Annotated in this window: 19 protein-coding genes; 17 read left to right on the top strand and 2 right to left on the bottom strand. The window is 67.0% G+C overall.

The window, feature by feature from the left end; translation table 11 throughout:
• Positions 1 to 21 precede the first annotated feature (21 nt).
• The 12 genes from WME73_RS07880 (at position 22) to WME73_RS07935 (ending at position 9,737) form a co-directional block, all read left to right on the top strand.
• The gene (locus WME73_RS07880) at positions 22 to 1,230 is read left to right on the top strand and encodes a PAS domain S-box protein (protein WP_437915284.1); all 1,209 of its coding nucleotides are present in this window, start codon (positions 22 to 24) and stop codon (positions 1,228 to 1,230) included.
• 59 nt (positions 1,231 to 1,289) lie between these two features.
• The gene (locus WME73_RS07885; protein WP_437744872.1) at positions 1,290 to 1,607 is read left to right on the top strand and encodes an ArsR/SmtB family transcription factor; all 318 of its coding nucleotides are present in this window, start codon (positions 1,290 to 1,292) and stop codon (positions 1,605 to 1,607) included.
• Entirely contained in the window at positions 1,604 to 2,002 is a 399-nt protein-coding gene (locus WME73_RS07890) for an SRPBCC family protein (protein WP_437915285.1), read from the top strand. The genes WME73_RS07885 and WME73_RS07890 overlap by 4 nt, the downstream gene beginning before the upstream one ends.
• Positions 2,003 to 2,830: 828 nt before the next feature.
• Positions 2,831 to 3,292 (top strand): hypothetical protein, encoded by a 462-nt coding sequence (locus WME73_RS07895; protein ID WP_437744874.1) that lies wholly within the window; start codon positions 2,831 to 2,833, stop codon positions 3,290 to 3,292.
• 24 nt (positions 3,293 to 3,316) lie between these two features.
• Positions 3,317 to 4,318, top strand: coding sequence for an aromatase/cyclase (locus tag WME73_RS07900; protein ID WP_437915286.1), 1,002 nt, complete (start codon positions 3,317 to 3,319; stop codon positions 4,316 to 4,318).
• The gene (locus WME73_RS07905; RefSeq protein ID WP_437744876.1) at positions 4,315 to 5,094 is read left to right on the top strand and encodes an SDR family NAD(P)-dependent oxidoreductase; all 780 of its coding nucleotides are present in this window, start codon (positions 4,315 to 4,317) and stop codon (positions 5,092 to 5,094) included. The genes WME73_RS07900 and WME73_RS07905 overlap by 4 nt, the downstream gene beginning before the upstream one ends.
• Positions 5,075 to 6,424 carry a beta-ketoacyl-[acyl-carrier-protein] synthase family protein gene (locus WME73_RS07910; protein ID WP_437915287.1) on the top strand — a complete coding sequence of 450 codons (1,350 nt, stop codon included), beginning with the start codon at positions 5,075 to 5,077 and terminating at the stop codon, positions 6,422 to 6,424. The genes WME73_RS07905 and WME73_RS07910 overlap by 20 nt, the downstream gene beginning before the upstream one ends.
• Before the next feature lie 14 nt (positions 6,425 to 6,438).
• Positions 6,439 to 7,683, top strand: a complete 1,245-nt coding sequence (locus WME73_RS07915; RefSeq protein WP_437915288.1) for a beta-ketoacyl-[acyl-carrier-protein] synthase family protein — start codon at positions 6,439 to 6,441, stop codon at positions 7,681 to 7,683.
• A 59-nt stretch (positions 7,684 to 7,742) separates the two neighbouring features.
• Positions 7,743 to 7,991 carry a phosphopantetheine-binding protein gene (locus WME73_RS07920; RefSeq protein WP_437744879.1) on the top strand — a complete coding sequence of 83 codons (249 nt, stop codon included), beginning with the start codon at positions 7,743 to 7,745 and terminating at the stop codon, positions 7,989 to 7,991.
• 26 nt (positions 7,992 to 8,017) lie between these two features.
• Positions 8,018 to 8,389 carry a holo-ACP synthase gene (locus WME73_RS07925; protein WP_437744880.1) on the top strand — a complete coding sequence of 124 codons (372 nt, stop codon included), beginning with the start codon at positions 8,018 to 8,020 and terminating at the stop codon, positions 8,387 to 8,389.
• Between the two features lie 46 nt (positions 8,390 to 8,435).
• Positions 8,436 to 8,906: a hypothetical protein gene (locus WME73_RS07930; RefSeq protein ID WP_437915289.1), complete on the top strand. Its 471-nt coding sequence runs from the start codon at positions 8,436 to 8,438 to the stop codon at positions 8,904 to 8,906.
• Between the two features lie 90 nt (positions 8,907 to 8,996).
• On the top strand, positions 8,997 to 9,737 hold the full coding sequence (locus tag WME73_RS07935; RefSeq protein WP_437915291.1) for a glucose 1-dehydrogenase: 741 nt from the start codon (positions 8,997 to 8,999) through the stop codon (positions 9,735 to 9,737).
• 17 nt (positions 9,738 to 9,754) lie between these two features.
• Here the strand turns inward: WME73_RS07935 and WME73_RS07940 are convergent, their stop codons facing one another.
• Complete coding sequence (locus WME73_RS07940) at positions 9,755 to 10,213, bottom strand: hypothetical protein (protein ID WP_437915292.1); 459 nt, start codon at positions 10,211 to 10,213, stop codon at positions 9,755 to 9,757.
• Between the two features lie 354 nt (positions 10,214 to 10,567).
• Between WME73_RS07940 and WME73_RS07945 the strand changes: the two genes are divergently transcribed.
• The 5 genes from WME73_RS07945 to WME73_RS07965 all read left to right on the top strand — a co-directional run bounded on the left by WME73_RS07945 (position 10,568) and on the right by WME73_RS07965 (position 13,937).
• Positions 10,568 to 11,194: an antibiotic biosynthesis monooxygenase family protein gene (locus WME73_RS07945; protein ID WP_437915293.1), complete on the top strand. Its 627-nt coding sequence runs from the start codon at positions 10,568 to 10,570 to the stop codon at positions 11,192 to 11,194.
• Positions 11,191 to 11,796, top strand: coding sequence for an antibiotic biosynthesis monooxygenase family protein (locus WME73_RS07950; RefSeq protein WP_437915294.1), 606 nt, complete (start codon positions 11,191 to 11,193; stop codon positions 11,794 to 11,796). The genes WME73_RS07945 and WME73_RS07950 overlap by 4 nt, the downstream gene beginning before the upstream one ends.
• Before the next feature lie 44 nt (positions 11,797 to 11,840).
• Positions 11,841 to 12,467 carry a hypothetical protein gene (locus WME73_RS07955; RefSeq protein ID WP_437915295.1) on the top strand — a complete coding sequence of 209 codons (627 nt, stop codon included), beginning with the start codon at positions 11,841 to 11,843 and terminating at the stop codon, positions 12,465 to 12,467.
• A 9-nt stretch (positions 12,468 to 12,476) separates the two neighbouring features.
• The gene (locus WME73_RS07960; protein WP_437744887.1) at positions 12,477 to 13,082 is read left to right on the top strand and encodes an antibiotic biosynthesis monooxygenase family protein; all 606 of its coding nucleotides are present in this window, start codon (positions 12,477 to 12,479) and stop codon (positions 13,080 to 13,082) included.
• 135 nt (positions 13,083 to 13,217) lie between these two features.
• On the top strand, positions 13,218 to 13,937 hold the full coding sequence (locus WME73_RS07965) for an SDR family NAD(P)-dependent oxidoreductase (protein WP_437744888.1): 720 nt from the start codon (positions 13,218 to 13,220) through the stop codon (positions 13,935 to 13,937).
• A 141-nt stretch (positions 13,938 to 14,078) separates the two neighbouring features.
• On the opposite strand, the gene WME73_RS07970 is transcribed toward WME73_RS07965, so the two are convergent.
• Positions 14,079 to 15,029 (bottom strand): acetyl-CoA carboxylase carboxyltransferase subunit alpha, encoded by a 951-nt coding sequence (locus tag WME73_RS07970; RefSeq protein WP_437915297.1) that lies wholly within the window; start codon positions 15,027 to 15,029, stop codon positions 14,079 to 14,081.
• Positions 15,030 to 15,148 lie beyond the last annotated feature (119 nt).

The following is a 15,148-nucleotide window of genomic DNA, read 5'->3' on the forward strand; positions in this document are numbered from 1 at the left end:
CATGAGGAGAGGCCTGCCGCGATGAACGAGACCAGGGCCAGGGAGCAGCAGGACGCGCTCAGCGCGAGAGCCCGGAGGATGCTCGACGCGGCGCCGACGATCCTGTGTGTCGTGGGCCTCGACGAGCGGCGGCTCATCGCACATAACGCCGCCCTCGCCCGCTCGCTCGGCTGTACGGGCGAAGAGCTCTCGACACGCGGCGTCGAGGCGCTCTCGGATCGGATCCACCCGGACGACATCGCCGGCCTCGCCGCGAGCGCGGAGCGGCTGAAGCGGGCGCGGGACGGCGAGGTGATCGAGGGCGAGCTCCGGGCGCGAGGCCGCGAGGGAGACGAGCGTATCTTCGCGGTGCGCGCGGAGGTCTTCGCGCGAAGCGAGGATGGATCCGCGCGCGAGATCTTCCTGTCGGCGGAGGACGTGACAGCGCGAAAGCGCCGCGAGCAGCATCTCCACAGGAGCGAGGCGCTGCTCGCGACGTTCTGTGATCACGCGCCGGTCCTCATGTACGCAAAGGACGGGGAAGGAGCCTTTCTCCTGGTGAGCCGCTCGGTGGAAGAGCTCGTCGGGGCGACCCCGGGCAGCATGCTTGGAAAGACCGATAGCGACTTCTTTCCATCGGAAGTTGCGTCTATTTACAAAGACGTCGATGACCTGGTGCGGAGGAACGGCGCCCCGCTCGAGGCCGAGGATCCCGTCCCTGACGCCCGAGGCGAGAAGACGTTCTACTCGATCAAGTTCCCTGTCTGGGGTGAGGGCATCCCGGAGGGCGCGGTCGCCGGTATCTCTGTCGACATCACGCGGGTCAAGGCGGCGGAGCGCGAGCGGGAGGCGGCGCGGGACGAGCTGATCGCGGCGCAGCAGGACACGATACGTGAGCTCGTGACGCCGCTGTTGCCGATCGCCGAGGGGGTGCTCGTGATGCCGCTCATCGGGTTCTTCGACGGCGCGCGGGCGAGCCGGATCATCGAGACGCTGCTCCAAGGGGTGGAGAGGCACTCGGCCCGCATCGCGATCATCGATATCACCGGGGTCAAGGCGGTGGACGTCCAGGTGGCCGAGATGCTCGTGCACGCCGCGCGCGCGGTCGGGCTGCTCGGCGCGCAGGTGGTGCTCACCGGCATCCAGCCGGCGATCGCGCAGACGCTCATCGAGCTCGACGTCGACCTGCGGGGCCTGGTCACGGCGGGGACGCTGCGGAGCGGCATCGCGTACGCGCTGAAGCGAACGTGAAAGCCGGCCGACGCGTCGGATCTTGTTGACGCGTCGGAGATTTCCGACATATTGAGGACATGGCTGAAGTCGACGTGTTCTCGGCGCTCGCCAACCCGGTGCGGCGCGAGATCCTGATGCAGCTCCGCATGGGACCTCGCGCCGTGAACGACCTCGCGCGTAGCTTCGACCTGGGCCGCCCCGCGGTGTCCGAGCACCTCCAGGTGCTCCGCAAAGCGCGCCTCGTGCGCGAGGAGCCGCGCGGACGCGAGCGCTACTACCACCTCGATCCGCGCCCGCTGAGCGAGGTCGACGAGTGGCTCGACACGTTCACTCAGTACTGGAAGACGCGCCTCGCCGCCCTCGAAGAGCTCCTCAACGAAGAAGGAAAAAAATGAACGCCCCTGCAGTCATCCACCTCGAACATCGTTACTCAGCGCCTCCGTCCGCCGTCTGGCGGGCGCTCACGGATCCGGAGCTGCACGCGCGCTGGTGGGCTCCGGGCGACGTCAAAGCCGTGGTTGGACACCGCTTCGAGCTCGACATGGGGTCCTGGGGCAAGCAGGCCTGTGAGGTGCTCGCCGTCGAAGCGGAGCGGCTCCTCTCGTACCGCTTCGCCATCGGCAAGCTCGACACCCTCATCACGTGGCGCCTCACGCGGGAAGGGACGGGCACGCTCCTCACGCTCACGCACGAGGGCTTCAACCTCGACTCGGCGAGCGGCAGGAGCGCGTTCGAAGGCATGAAGCCCGGGTGGCCCAAGGTGCTGGAGAGGCTCGGAGCGACGCTCTGAGCGACCGCCGAGCGAAGCCGGACACCGGACCCTCGACGATGGTGTACCCGTCAAGCGTCTCGAAGCTCGCAAAGTGCTGATCGCCGAAGCTGCGAACCCGCAACGAGGCCCCGTCGGGTTGGTTGAACGGGAACTCCTTGCCGTGGAACGGAGTGCTCATCGTCTGTCTTCTCGCTGGCCGGTCAGGCCGGGGGTGACACTCGGTGTCGTCGTGCCTATCACGGCGCCTAACCCGCTTGTGGGCGCCCAGTCCGGCAGGCTCCGCTGGAGCCGCAGGCGCTCGGCCTCGGACAGCGCCTCCGCGATCACCTGACACACGGTTCGGTTCGCGCGATTGGTGCAGCTCACGCTCAAGGACACGCGCGGGAAGCTCCGAGCCGCTATTTGCTTTCTTTCTCTCTTTCTGCCCATGCACTGACGCTCGAACGGATGCGCAGCCGGACCGGCGAGCTGCGCGGCGCTGATCCTCAAGCACGCTTCCCGGCCCGCGGACATGAAGCGCGCCGCGTCCAGCGCCGCTGCCAGCGAACCCCGGCAGTCGCCGTGCGCCGGCCGTAGAGCGTGTCTGCTGCGGACCGAAGCCGCCGAGCGCAGACAGGGCAAGCCGTCGCTCCCGGGAAGCATCCTGTTGCGCGATCGAGCAACGGAGATGACCGGCCGGCCCGGCGGAGCCTGGCACAACGGGCCTCGCAGAACGCTCCGCGCCGGGCATCGCGGAGCGCGCGTTCGGGTGAGGACGGAGTGGCATGGGATGTGATTGGGCTTCCACCCGGTCGCCCGCGCCGCGAGCACACCTCCCGGCGAGCGGGCTATCCACCGGAGAGCGATATGAAAAGAACTGTGCACGGCATCGCTGGGACACTCGCGCTCTGCCTCGTCTCGACCTTCTTCCTGTCCACGATGCTCGCGGAGCTCTCGGGGAACGTCGAGACCATCGTCACGGTCAAGCGCGGCATCCTCTACGGGCTCGCGCTGCTGATCCCGAGCATCGCGGCGGCGGGGGGCAGCGGCAACTTCCTGGCCCGCTCTCGCGGGGGCAGGATCGTGGACGGCAAGCAGAGGCGCATGAAGTTCATCGCCATGAACGGCCTCCTCGTCCTGGTGCCGTGCGCCTTCGTCCTCTACCGGCTCGCGAGCCGGGGGAATTTCGGGCCGCTGTTCGTGGGACTCCAGGCCGCCGAGCTGATGGCTGGGGCGACGAACATCTACTTGCTCAGCAAGATGATGCGCGACGGCTTCAGGCTGAGCGGCCGCCTGGCCCCTGCCAGGGCGAGCAGCAGAGAGAGCTGAGTCGCGACACGAGGATTGATGTCAATGAACACAAGGGACAGGAACCTGCAGATGAACTTCTACCAGCACACGATCGAGGTCGCCGCTGATGTCAACGACGCCTACGCGCTGTCGGCCGAGGTGGAGGCGTGGCCTCAGATCTTCCCGCCCTGCAAGGGGGTGAGGGTCATCGAGCGGACCGATAGCTCGCAGCTCGTCGAGATCACGGCGCTCGCAAATGGCAAGCTCATGACCTGGCGCTCGACCAGGGAGCTCTTCCCCGAGCAGCGCGCGATCTCGTTCCGCCAGGTGCAGCCGTCGCCGCTCCTCAGGTCCATGGAAGGGTCCTGGCGATTCTTCCCGGTGCAGACCGGGACGCTCATCGTCCTGGAGCACCGGTTCGAGATCAAACCGGACGTTCGTGGGCTCGTCGACGGCGTGTCGACGCCCGAGGAGGCGCTGAGCTTCATGTCGAAATCGACGGACACGAACAGCAAGCGCGAGCTTCAGGCGATCAAGCAAGCGCTCGAGTCGAGGACGTTCCAGGGCCTGCAGAGCGAGCTCTACGGCGAGTTCCAGGAAGAGATGGTGATCGCGGCCTCGCCCGAGGCTGTGTACTCGCTCCTTGCGCGCGCACAGGACTGGCCGCAGGTGCTCTCGCACTGCCACGACGTCGAGATGCGATACGACGACGGTCAGCACCAGGAGTTCATCATGACCGTGGACGTGAAGGGGCAGATGGAGCAAATCCGGTCGATCCGACGCTGCACGCCGCACGCGAGCATCAGTTACTTCCAGCCGGAGCCGCCGCCGGCGCTGCGCCGACACAGCGGGAAATGGCTCATCGAGCGCGTGCCAGGCGGGGTCCGCGTCGTGTCATGGCACGCCGTCGAGCTGAGGCCGGACGGGATGAAGCAGGTCTGGGGCGATATCAGCCCCGGCGACGCCTTGGCGCGAGTGACCAAGGCGATCAACGACAACAGCCGCGGTACGATGCTCGCGATCAAGGGACGCACCGCGGAGCAAGCACAGGGGAGATCGTCGTGACGAATCAGGGTCGGAAGGTCGCTCTCATCACGGGTGCGAGCCGCGGGATCGGCAAGGCGGCGGCCGTGAGGCTCGCGAGGGACGGATTCAGCGTCGCTCTCCTCGCGCGTTCGAGGCAGCAGCTGGAGGCGACCAGCGCCGAGGTCCGCGCCGCGGGGAGCGTTGCGACGATCGGGATCTGCGACGTCACCTCGCCGCAGGAGGTCGATGCGGCCGTCCAGGCTGCCGTCCGGGAGCTCGGGCACATCAGCGTCCTGCTCAACAACGCGGGACGGGGCGGCGGAGGGATCACTGCCGACATGAACGTCGAGCTGTGGCGGGAGATCATCGACACGAACCTGAACAGCGTATTCTACGTCACCAGGTCGGTCCTCAACCACACCCCCGAGGGCACGTTGAAGACGATCCTCAGCGTCGCGTCGACCGGCGGTAAGCAGGGCGTGATCCACGCCGCGGCGTACAGCGCGTCGAAGCACGGGATCATCGGCTTCACCAAGTCGCTCGCCCTCGAGCTCGCGCCTAAAGGCATCACGGTGAACGCCGTTTGCCCGGGGTTCGTGGAGACCGAGCTCGCGGAGAAGGCGCGCGGGAATTACGCAAAGATCTGGGGCGTGAGCGTCGACGACGCGAAGAGGCGCATCGAGCAGCGCGTCCCGATCGGTCGCTACATCGACCCCGACGAGGTCGCGGAGATGGTGGCTTACCTGGCGTCGGACCGCGCCCGCGGGATCACCGGACAGGCGATGAATATCTGCGGTGGACTTGGAAATTATTGATGATGGCCGGTGTCGGGCAGACACATGGCTGGCGAGAGGGTTAGATATCGTGAAGTTCGTTCAGAAGGGTAATCGTCGTAGGGCAGTCATCACCGGACTCGGGATCATCGCTCCTAACGGCATTGGCGTCGAGCAGTTCTGGGCTGGCGCGATGGCCGGCCGGTCCGGGGTCCGCGCGATCGAGAGCTACCCGGTGGACGGGTTCAAATCGAAGATCGCCGGTCAGGTTCAGGGATTCGACCCGAGGGCGCACGGCCTCAGGGAAGATCAGCTTCGGCGGCTGGACCGATATGCGCAGTTTGCCGTCGCGGCGAGCAAGATGGCGATGGATGACGCGGCCTTCGCCGGCGGCGTCCCTGACCCCGACCGGTTCGGCGTCTGCATCGGCAACGCGATCGCCGGTACGAGGTTCATGGAAGAGGAGTTCCTGGCCCTGACGGAGCGCGGCACCGCGCCGTACGATCCGACGTGGGTACAGCGCTCGCTCTATCAGGCGTCCACGTTCAACGTGGCCTCGGCGGAGGTCGCCGGCCTCTATGGAGCCCGCGGGCCCTGCTGCACGCTCAGCACCGGTTGCACGGGCGGCCTGGACGCCATCGGGCTGGCGCTCGACACCATCCGCACGGGCGATGCAGACGTGATGATCTGCGGCGCGTCGGAGGCGCCCATCACGCCGATCGCGCTGGCCGCGTTCGACATCCTGGGTGCCCTCTCGAGCAGGCGCAACGACTCCCCGCAGCGCGCCTCGCGGCCGTTCGACGATCAGCGCGACGGCTTCGTGCTGGGCGAGGGCGCCGGGGTCCTGATCCTCGAAGAGCGGGAGCACGCACTGCGGCGCGGGGCCACGATCTACGCCGAGCTGGGCGGCTTCGCTTCGTGCAACAACGCGTACCACATGACCGACCTGTCCTCGGACGGGATCGATCTGTCCCGCGCGATGAGGCTTGCGCTCCTCGACGCGGACATCGCGCCGAACAAGGTCGATTATGCGTGCGCGCACGGCAGCTCGACGAAGCAGAACGACACGAACGAGACGGCGGCGCTCAAGCTGACGCTCGGAGATCACGCCTACAAGGTGCCGGTGAGCTCGCTGAAGTCGATGGTGGGGCACCCCCTGGCCGCGGCCAACGCGCTCGAGAGCGTCGCCTCGGTCCTCTCCATCCTCAAATCCGAGATCTTCCCCACCATCAACTACGAGAACAAGGACATGTCCTGTGATCTGAACTACGTCCCCAACGAAGGTATCCAGCGGAGAGTGGACGTCGTCCTGAAGGCGGCGAGCGGCTTCTCAGGAATCCACAGCGCGCTGGTGTTTCGCGCCCCGAGCTGAGCAGGAGCACAACAGTGAATCGTCAGGTAGTAATCACCGGAATTGGGCTCCTCGCCCCGAACGGAGTCGGTAGTCGAACGGTCTGGTCCAACACGCTGAACCGGAAAGGCGCCGTGCGCAGGGTGACGAAGTTCGACACCAGCCGCTTCCCGGCCGTCTTCGGCGGCGAGGTGACCGGCTTCGAACCCATCGATTTCATGCCGTCCCGCCTGGCCCGCAAGCTGGACCCGTACACGCAGTACGCGATCGCCGCCTGCGCGATGGCGCTCAAGGACGCCGAGGTGGACCTCGAGAAGGTCGATAGGCAGCAGTTCGGCGTTTACGTGGGCAACTGCTTCGGCGGCTGGACGGTGACCGATCGCGAGCTGCGGCACCTGTACACAAAAGGGGTGCGGGACGTGAGCCCCCACCAGGCCACCGCCTGGTTCCCTGCCGCGCCGCAGGGGCAGGTCTCGATCCTGTTCGGGCTCCGCGGGCACAGCAAGACCATCGTGTGCGATCGCGCCAGCGGCCTGGCCAGCGTCGGATACGCTGCGCGGAGCATCGCGCAGGGCCACTGCGACATCATCCTCGCCGGCGGTACGGAGGCGGTCATGTCGCCGCTTCCCTACTCTGCGTGCCTCACGGAAGGCATCCTGAACCAGGACCGGGACACGCCACCCGAGGCGGCGTATCGCCCGTTCGACGCCGGTCGCCACGGGCTCGTCCCGGGCGAGGGGGCGGCGTTCCTCGTGCTGGAGGACCGGGCTCACGCCATCCGTCGGCGCGCCAGGATCTACGGTGAAATCAGGGGCTTCGGCCTGTCCAGCGACGCATGCCACCCCGCGCCGCTGCCGAGGGAGGAGCGCGGCCTGAGCATCGCGATGCGCAAGGCGATCGACGAAGCCGGGATCGAGCCGAGCGACGTCTCCTTCATCATGGCGGACGGCATGGCCACGATCGACGGAGATGCGCAGGAGGCCGCCGCCATCCACAAGGTGTTCGGCGCGCTCGGCAGCAAGGTCAAGGTGACGGCGCCTAAATCGATGTTTGGACACCTGTACGGCGCCGGCGGCGCGATGGACGCCGCCCTCGCGGCCATGGGTCTCTTCTCTCAAACCGTCCCGCCGACGACCAACGTCGACGCGCTCGACGCGAGCTGCGACCTCGCGGTGACCACGGACGCGATCAAGGACGGCGAGCTTCGCTTCGCCCAGATCAACAGCCGCGGCTCCGGCGGCATGAACGCGTCGATGATCATCGGCCAGGACCGGAGATAACGAAACTCGAACCGCACAAGAACGTCAAACAACGTGATTTAACAATGCAGAGGCAAGCGATGCAGAGTGCTCAGACCGTCGATATGCAGGTGAAGAAGATCCTCGCCGAGTTCCTCGGGAGACCCATGAAGGACCTCTCGGACGACGCCTTGCTCCAGGACGACCTGGACGTGGACTCGACAGAGATGATCGAGATCGTGTGCGCGGTGGAGCGGGCCTTCCAGGTCAGGCTCGGGGACGGCGCGGAGAAGGCGCTCAAGACGGTGGCGGACATCCACGGCGCCGTCGACCGCGCGAAGCGTTCGTGAACCCAGCGGGGGAGAGGGCTCACGGGATGATCATCGGTGTCGGCGTTGATTTTTGCGTGATCGATCGCATCGCGGCGGCGATCGAGAGGCACGAGGGCCGCTTCGAGGAGCGGCTGTTCACCGCGACGGAGCGCGCCTATTGCCGCATGCGGGGCTCCCCTGCTCAGCATTTCGCTGGCCGGTTCGCCGCCAAGGAAGCCTGCGTCAAGGCCCTCGGCGCGCCGGCGGGGCTGGCATGGCACGAGCTCGAGGTCATCCGCGCCGAGGGCGGACGGCCGACGCTCGAGCTCTCCGGCGCGTCGCTGAAGATCGCGAGGGAGCTCGGCGTCGAGAAGATACATCTGACCATTTCCCATCAGGCGAACTTCGCGGTCGCCACTGTCGTGGCAGAACGGTGACGGTGAGGGCGAGCACGCCTGGGATGCCCGGCGAGAGGAGACGTTGATGCCAGCGTTTTTTGTATCGCAGATCGGCGGTGACAGGATCAGCACGGACCGGGGCGAGGTCCGGCTGGAGCACCCTGCTCCAGGCGTGCTCGTGGTGCGCTGCAGCGGCCACGGGGAGGCCGCCTTCGTCCCCCCGCTGGTCAGCCTGTTCGAGGCGCTCGCCGCGTCCGGCCACCCGGCGGACCTCTTCGTGGACGCCGAGCGCCTCACGGACTTCGACCGCGAGTACCGCACCGGGATGGTGATGTGGATCAAGCGGAACAGGCCACGCGTCCATTGCATCAATGTCCTCGTCCGGTCCAGGTTCGCGGCGATGGGCGTCTCGCTCGCGAGCCTCAGGGAGCGGGGCCTCCTGGTCCCGTTCGTCCGTCGCGAGGATTTCGAGGACACGCTCCGAGCGGTCGTCGAGCAGAGGACTCAGGACGCGGGTCACGCGCAGGGCGTCGGCTTCGTGGAGCCGATCGCGTAGCGCCGGTCGGAGCGGAACCATGGCCGACCAGCCAACAGGGCGAATCATGTAACGCGCCCGCGAGGGCGTGAAGAGAACGGGTGTAGAGCGATGAGACAGAGCAAGGTTGCGGTGGTGACGGGGGCGTCACGCGGGATCGGGGCTGCCGTTGCGAGACGGCTCGCGCGCGACGGCGCGGACGTGATTGTCAATTACACAGCGAACGAGGTGGCTGCAGCGCGCGTGGTCGAGGACATCAGGGGCATGGGACGGCGCGCGACCGCGGTGCGCGCCGACGTCTCCAGCGTCGAGGAGATCAAGGTGCTCTTCGAGCGCGCCGCCGCGGCGTTCGAGCGGGTGGACGTCCTCGTGAACAACGCCGCCGTGTTCGAGGCGTGCGCCCTGCAGGACGTGAGCCGGGCTGCGTTCAGCAACATCTTCGATCTGAACGCGCGCTCGGTGCTCTTCGCCTCCGAGGAGGCAGCGCGCCTCATGGGCAACTCCGGGAGGATCATCAACATCTCCTCGGATCTCTCGTGCATGGCCATGCCGGGGACGTCGCTGTACGCCGGTGCCAAGGCGGCGATCGAGGCGTTCACGCGCGTCCACGCCGCGGAGCTCGGGCCGCGTGGGATCACGGTGAACGCGATCGCGCCGGGTATCATCGACACCGACGCGCTGCGCACGCAGATGACCGACGAGAGGATCCAGGGGGTTGCCTCGATGACGCCGCTCGGCAGGGTCGGGACGCCCGAGGACGTGGCCGACGTCGTGGCCTTCATCGCGTCCGACGACAGCCGATGGATCACGGGCCAGGTCCTCCACGTGAACGGCGGCGTGTTGATGAGGTGAGCGCACCTGGCGGGGAGTCACCCGGAGGTCGCCCTGCGCGCTCCAACTCCAGCGAAGAGCGCTGCCATGACGCTGAGGCCCGTTCGTCCCCACTGCCACTTGGACCACGACGTGATGACCTCGGGCACCTCCCGGACGTCGATCGTCTTCCCGATCAGAGCCTCGTTCGCGCGTGCGAAGTAGAGAGGCAACAAGACGAGCGTGCCGGCCATGCACGCGGTGGCCAGCCCCCACGGCAACGGGTTCTGCTTCCGCTTGATGGCGCTGAACAGATTGTATCCACACGCCACCGTTCCCCCGACGTTCAAGGGGAAGAGCGTCATGCCCATGCGCGGTCCATGGACCGCGAACCAGTCCAGGAACTCGCTCGGACGCATGGATGAAAAACTGGAAGCCACGGCGGTCGACACCAGCAGGCTGCCGCCGGCGAACGCGCTGGTGAACACAACGGAAGCGACCTCGAGTGCTCGTGCCATCCTATGACCCTCCCCGCGCCCATCGCACATGCTTCCGTGCTCATGGCGCATGCCTGGGACCGGCACGCCGGCGTGGGAGCTCCGCGGCCGGCTCTGCCACGCGTCGTCATTGTAGCAGCGGTGCGCCCGGGCGGCATCGAGCGATGCCTGGCTTTGAGCACCGGGACGAACGAGAAGCGGTGGGCAGGATGATCCCCCGATTCCGCGGGCAACCCCGAGGGGGCGGGAAGGCAGGGATGGCATGGATAAAGAGGAGGGCGACCACGCCCGGCTTCCTGGGGGCGTCGAGGTTCCATCCTGAAACGAGTTTGCGCTGAGGCCGCCGTCAGCCGGCCAGTGCTGGGAGTGAGGATCATGGTCACCCGTTTCGATTTTTTTACCCTGTCCTCGGCGAGCGCTCACCCCGCGAGGGCAGGCGAGCAGCTCCTGCGCCGGGGGTGTGGACGCGCCGGCCTCTCCGTTGCCATCGAGCAAGATGACCTGGATCGCGATGGCTATGGCACGGCACCGTACGTTCTCATGACGGTCTCGACGACACCGGATCGACTCTCTCGAGATGACCCCATGGACGCCTCGTCGCCGCAGCCGTCGCTCAGGCTCGACGCTCGCACGGTTGTCCGCGCTCGCGGTCGTCGTGACGGGATCGCGATCACCCGAGCGAGCTCGTCGGCTGGCGTCCTGCTGATCACGCTGTGCGCGCTGGCGCTGCAGGATCGCGCGCGCTTCCTGCGGCAGTTCGACCGCGCGACTGCCTATATGGTAACCCAGGCAGGGTTTGTCATGAGCCGCCTGTTCGAGGCTGTGCCCGGCGAGCGCGCGGGCTGCTTCGTGAACGTCGCGCGCTGGACCAGCGTCTCCGCGTTCCAGGCTGCGTTCGCGAGCCCCGCGTTCAAGGCGATCATCAGCGGCGGCTTCCAGCCGAAGAGCCAGATCATGCTAGCCCACCTGCCCGCATCATTGACCAGATTGGCATTCACATGATCGCACAAATAGACATCGTAGAGACCGACAGAACCGACGCGCTTCGGCGGTCGTGGGTTGGAGCAGCCCGTGAGCTGGCCGCGTGCCCCGGGTTCCTCAATGCCCAGCTTCACGTCGTCTTCAAGCGCTTCAACGCGCGCGGATACGACCTGATCAGCGTTGTTCGATGGACCGACATCAACGCTCACTATGCTGCCCGGGCGGCCGGCCTGGAGCGGCCGCTGGAGGCCGATCGCGGCATCAACCTCTACGGGCTCGTCGATCGGAGCGAATTCGTGGAGCAGCCGGCGCGAGGATCGCGCCTCGTCATCACCAATCCTTACCGCATCCGGCAGCCACAGGCGGCGGAGAACGCGATGATGTGGGGCGCGACGAAGGCCCTCATGGCCGGACGGGATGGGTTCATCTCCGCAGAGCTCTTTCAGAGCTACCACCCGGAGCACGACACGTACTACTTCATCAGTCGCGCCGAGTGGGAGAGCGAAGACGCGTTCATGAAGCAGCTCGCCGGCAAGGACTACAAGAATCTCGTTGCCCCGTTCGAAGGTACATTTCAGATATGCCTGTCACACGTCGTCGATGAAATCGCGAGGGGCGGATGAAGCCCTCGCCGCTGACACCCATCCACAGTGAAAGAATTTGATCCATGGTTATGGTCATCGATCTTCTTGAGACAAGAAACCGCCCCGTCGCGGCGGATGCATGGCGCGCCGTGTGCTCCTTCCTCTCCGAGCAACCAGGCTTTGAGGGGGGGCAGCTGCTCGAGATCTTCCAGACGCTCAGGCCACGCACCGGCTGGGAGATGGTGAGCGTCTGCCGGTGGAGCTCGGCGGAGGACTGGGAGCGGGCCCGCGCCGCGGTGAGACAGAACGCAGAGCTTGTCTCGGTGCTGGGCGCGGCCGGCACCAAATTCACCGGTTTCAAGATGGATCTCGTCGACGGCTCCGAATACCGCTTCCGCCCGCCCTCCGGCAATATGGTGCTGGTCGACCTCATGTTCCTGCCCGAGGAGCGCATGGCAGCTTATGCCGCCATGTGGGCCGAGGCGGCGCAGACGATGAGCCAGCTCGCCGGGTACGTCAACTCCAGCCTGTACCGGACCAGGAACCTGGCTGACGAGGTCAAGTTCATCAACGTGGCGGAATGGGACAGCGCCGAGCGCTTCTTCGCTGGGGTCCACGGCGACCGCTTCGTGTCGATCGTCGAGCCATTCAAGAGCGATTTTGCTCTCCATCTGAGCCGCCGCGTCGCGCTCTACACGGCGCCGCGCTGAGGTCTGGACATGATCTACTGGATAGACGTCGTCGACGCCGTGGCCGCGCCGAGCTATGCCGAGCGCTGGCAGGACCACGCGCTGGCCCTGCGGAAGCGGTGCGGCCTGCGAACTGCAGAGTTGTTCCATGTGTTCGAGCCGATCCGCGACGTGAATTACACGCTGCTCTCCGTCTACGCGTTCGATGACACCGATGTCGGCGAGGCGGCGCTGGGTGGTGTGTCGCCCCGCGGTGCATCGGCTGGCCTCGTCCAAGGCACGAAGTGCCGACTGGGTGTCATGTTGTCGGAGCTGTCCCGGGGGCTCCCTGGCCACGCGTGGCTGATCAATCCTTTTGAGATCAGCGAGGCCGAGATCCCGGACGTCCTCGCGATGTGGGACAGGGCCAAGGACCACATGGCAGCGCACCCGGGCTTCCTGAACGCCCGGCTGTTCCGCTCCGCCGCCCCGTCGGCCAGGTACCGCCTGTTCAACGTCTCGCAATGGCGTAGCGCCGAGGACTTCAAGGAGTCTCTGCGTGATAGAGCGTATGACCGCCATCGAGAGAGGTCGATGACATATCGGCTCCATCCCTCGTTGTGCGCGCAGGTCCAAAGTATCGGCTTCGATGGGTGATCCGCGCGGTTAATGGTGTGTTGGCGGTGTGTTGGCTGGCGGCTCGTCAGGCTCGATGCGACCAGCCGCCCCCATCTGTGTGGCAGAGACCGCAGCGCGGCGGCTGCGTTGCTCGTGATCGACAAGGAGAGGACCATGTCTCAAGTGGCGCTCGTGACGGGCGCGAGCCGCGGGATCGGACGAGAGATCGGGCGCTGGTTCGCCAGCCGTGGCTTCGATCTCATCCTCGTGGCCCGTGGACGTGCATCGCTGGCAGAACGCGCGGAGGCTCTGCGCCGGGAATATGGAAGGACGGTGAGCGCCGTCGCGGTGGATCTGTGCGATTTCGACGCCGCGCGCGGCGCCGTTCAGGCGGAGCTCAGCCGCTGGGGGCGCCTCGACGTCCTCGTGAATTCGGCCGGCATATTCCGCTTCGGTACCAGCAGCATGGCGATGGAAGATCTCGACGCGATGCTGACGACCAACGTGAAGGCGGTACACAACCTGTGCGTCGCCTGCCTGGGCTCGCTGGCCGAGGCTGGGTCGGCCCACATCTTCAACATCGCGTCCGTCACGGGCGTCGAGCCGTTCGCTGTCGTCGGCGGTTATGCGGCCAGCAAACACGCGCTGGTCGGCTACGGCCGGTCTCTGGCACGGGAGCTGTTGCCCAAGGGGATCAAGGTGACGACGTTGTGCCCGGATGTGGTCGACACCGACATGGCGGCCGGGTCGGGCCTCCTGGCGGAGCAGATGCTCGCCACGACGGACATCAGCCGGGCGATCGAGTTCGTTCTGTCGCTATCCAATGCGGCGCTCGTCGATGTCCTGGTGATCGGAAGCAAGCCTGTCGCGGGCAGCGCGCGCACGGAGGCGTGACTCGTGGAGCGCTTCAGGGCGTTCGCTTTCGTGACGCTGGAGGTCGGTCGTGGCTCGACCGGGGGCGCGTGGGGAGGGAGGTCGCGCCACGGCCCCTCGTCGCCCTGCCGGGCTCGCGGTCGACAGCTCCAGGTTGGCGCGTCAGCTGAACGACCCGAGCCCGCGGAACCTCCGGTACCGATCGTCGACGATCGCCTCCGTTCCGAGCTCGTCGAGCGAAGCGAGCGTCGTCCAGAGGGCCTGATCGAGCAACGCCGCGGCGCCGTCGTAATCCTGATGGGCTCCCCCGGTGGGCTCCTCGACGATCGCGTCCACGACCCCGAGCCGCAGCAGGTCCGGCGCGGTGATCTTGAGCTGCGCAGCCGCGTCGCCGACGCGCGCGGGGTCGTGCCAGAGGATCGCCGCGCAGCCCTCGGGCGAGATGACCGAGTAGCAGCCGAACTCGAGCACCAGCACGCGGTTGGCGAGCCCGAGCGCCAGCGCGCCGCCGGAGCCTCCTTCGCCGATGACGGTCGCCACGATCGGCACCTGCACCCGCGCCATCACGGCGAGCGCCGCGCCGATCGCCTCGCTCTGCCCGCGCTCCTCGGCGCCGAGGCCCGGGTAAGCGCCGGGGGTGTCGATGAACGTGAGGATCGGCAGCCGGAACCTCTCCGCCAGCTCGTAGAGCCGCACGGCTTTCCGGTACCCCTCCGGGTGCGGCATGCCGAAGTTGCGCTTCACGTTCTCCTTCGCATCGCGCCCTTTCTGGTGCCCCACCACCACCACGCTGCGGCCGTGATACCCCGCGAGCCCGGCGACGACCGCGCAGTCGTCGGCGAAGCGGCGATCCCCCTTCAGCTCGCACCAATCGGTGAACATCCGTTGCACGTAATCGAGCGTGTGAGGACGGTTCGCGTGCCGCGAGAGCTGCACCTTCTGCATCGGCGTCAGCGCAGCGAAGACCTCGCGCGCGAGCCGGTTCATCCTCTCCTCGAGCTCGGCGAGCTCCGCCACGAGGCTCCGATCGGACGCGACGAGCGCGCGCAGCTCCCGGACCCTGGCGATGAGCTCCGCGACCGGCTTCTCGAACGGCAGGACGACATCGGCCATGAAGATCTCCCCGGTAGCTCTGGCGCGCAGCCGGTCGCGGCGTCACACCCGCGGTGTCGGAGCGCCGGACGTCGCCTGAGAACAACGCACCCAACTCGCTACCTAGTCCTCCTTCGCGT

Source organism: Sorangium sp. So ce302 (assembly GCF_051530145.1).
Taxonomy (GTDB): Bacteria; Myxococcota_A; Polyangia; order Polyangiales; family Polyangiaceae; genus Sorangium; species Sorangium cellulosum_B.

Coding starts and splice junctions, on each gene's coding strand:
- WME73_RS07970 (WP_437915297.1), bottom strand. CDS start 15,029: ATGGCCGATGTCGTCCTGCCGTTCGAGAAGCCGGTCGCGGAGCTCATC.
- WME73_RS07935 (WP_437915291.1), top strand. CDS start 8,997: ATGAGACAGAGCAAGGTTGCGGTGGTGACGGGGGCGTCACGCGGGATC.
- WME73_RS07930 (WP_437915289.1), top strand. CDS start 8,436: ATGCCAGCGTTTTTTGTATCGCAGATCGGCGGTGACAGGATCAGCACG.
- WME73_RS07945 (WP_437915293.1), top strand. CDS start 10,568: ATGGTCACCCGTTTCGATTTTTTTACCCTGTCCTCGGCGAGCGCTCAC.
- WME73_RS07880 (WP_437915284.1), top strand. CDS start 22: ATGAACGAGACCAGGGCCAGGGAGCAGCAGGACGCGCTCAGCGCGAGA.
- WME73_RS07920 (WP_437744879.1), top strand. CDS start 7,743: ATGCAGAGTGCTCAGACCGTCGATATGCAGGTGAAGAAGATCCTCGCC.
- WME73_RS07900 (WP_437915286.1), top strand. CDS start 3,317: ATGAACACAAGGGACAGGAACCTGCAGATGAACTTCTACCAGCACACG.
- WME73_RS07890 (WP_437915285.1), top strand. CDS start 1,604: ATGAACGCCCCTGCAGTCATCCACCTCGAACATCGTTACTCAGCGCCT.
- WME73_RS07960 (WP_437744887.1), top strand. CDS start 12,477: ATGATCTACTGGATAGACGTCGTCGACGCCGTGGCCGCGCCGAGCTAT.
- WME73_RS07940 (WP_437915292.1), bottom strand. CDS start 10,213: ATGGCACGAGCACTCGAGGTCGCTTCCGTTGTGTTCACCAGCGCGTTC.
- WME73_RS07895 (WP_437744874.1), top strand. CDS start 2,831: ATGAAAAGAACTGTGCACGGCATCGCTGGGACACTCGCGCTCTGCCTC.
- WME73_RS07950 (WP_437915294.1), top strand. CDS start 11,191: ATGATCGCACAAATAGACATCGTAGAGACCGACAGAACCGACGCGCTT.
- WME73_RS07965 (WP_437744888.1), top strand. CDS start 13,218: ATGTCTCAAGTGGCGCTCGTGACGGGCGCGAGCCGCGGGATCGGACGA.
- WME73_RS07885 (WP_437744872.1), top strand. CDS start 1,290: ATGGCTGAAGTCGACGTGTTCTCGGCGCTCGCCAACCCGGTGCGGCGC.
- WME73_RS07925 (WP_437744880.1), top strand. CDS start 8,018: ATGATCATCGGTGTCGGCGTTGATTTTTGCGTGATCGATCGCATCGCG.
- WME73_RS07955 (WP_437915295.1), top strand. CDS start 11,841: ATGGTTATGGTCATCGATCTTCTTGAGACAAGAAACCGCCCCGTCGCG.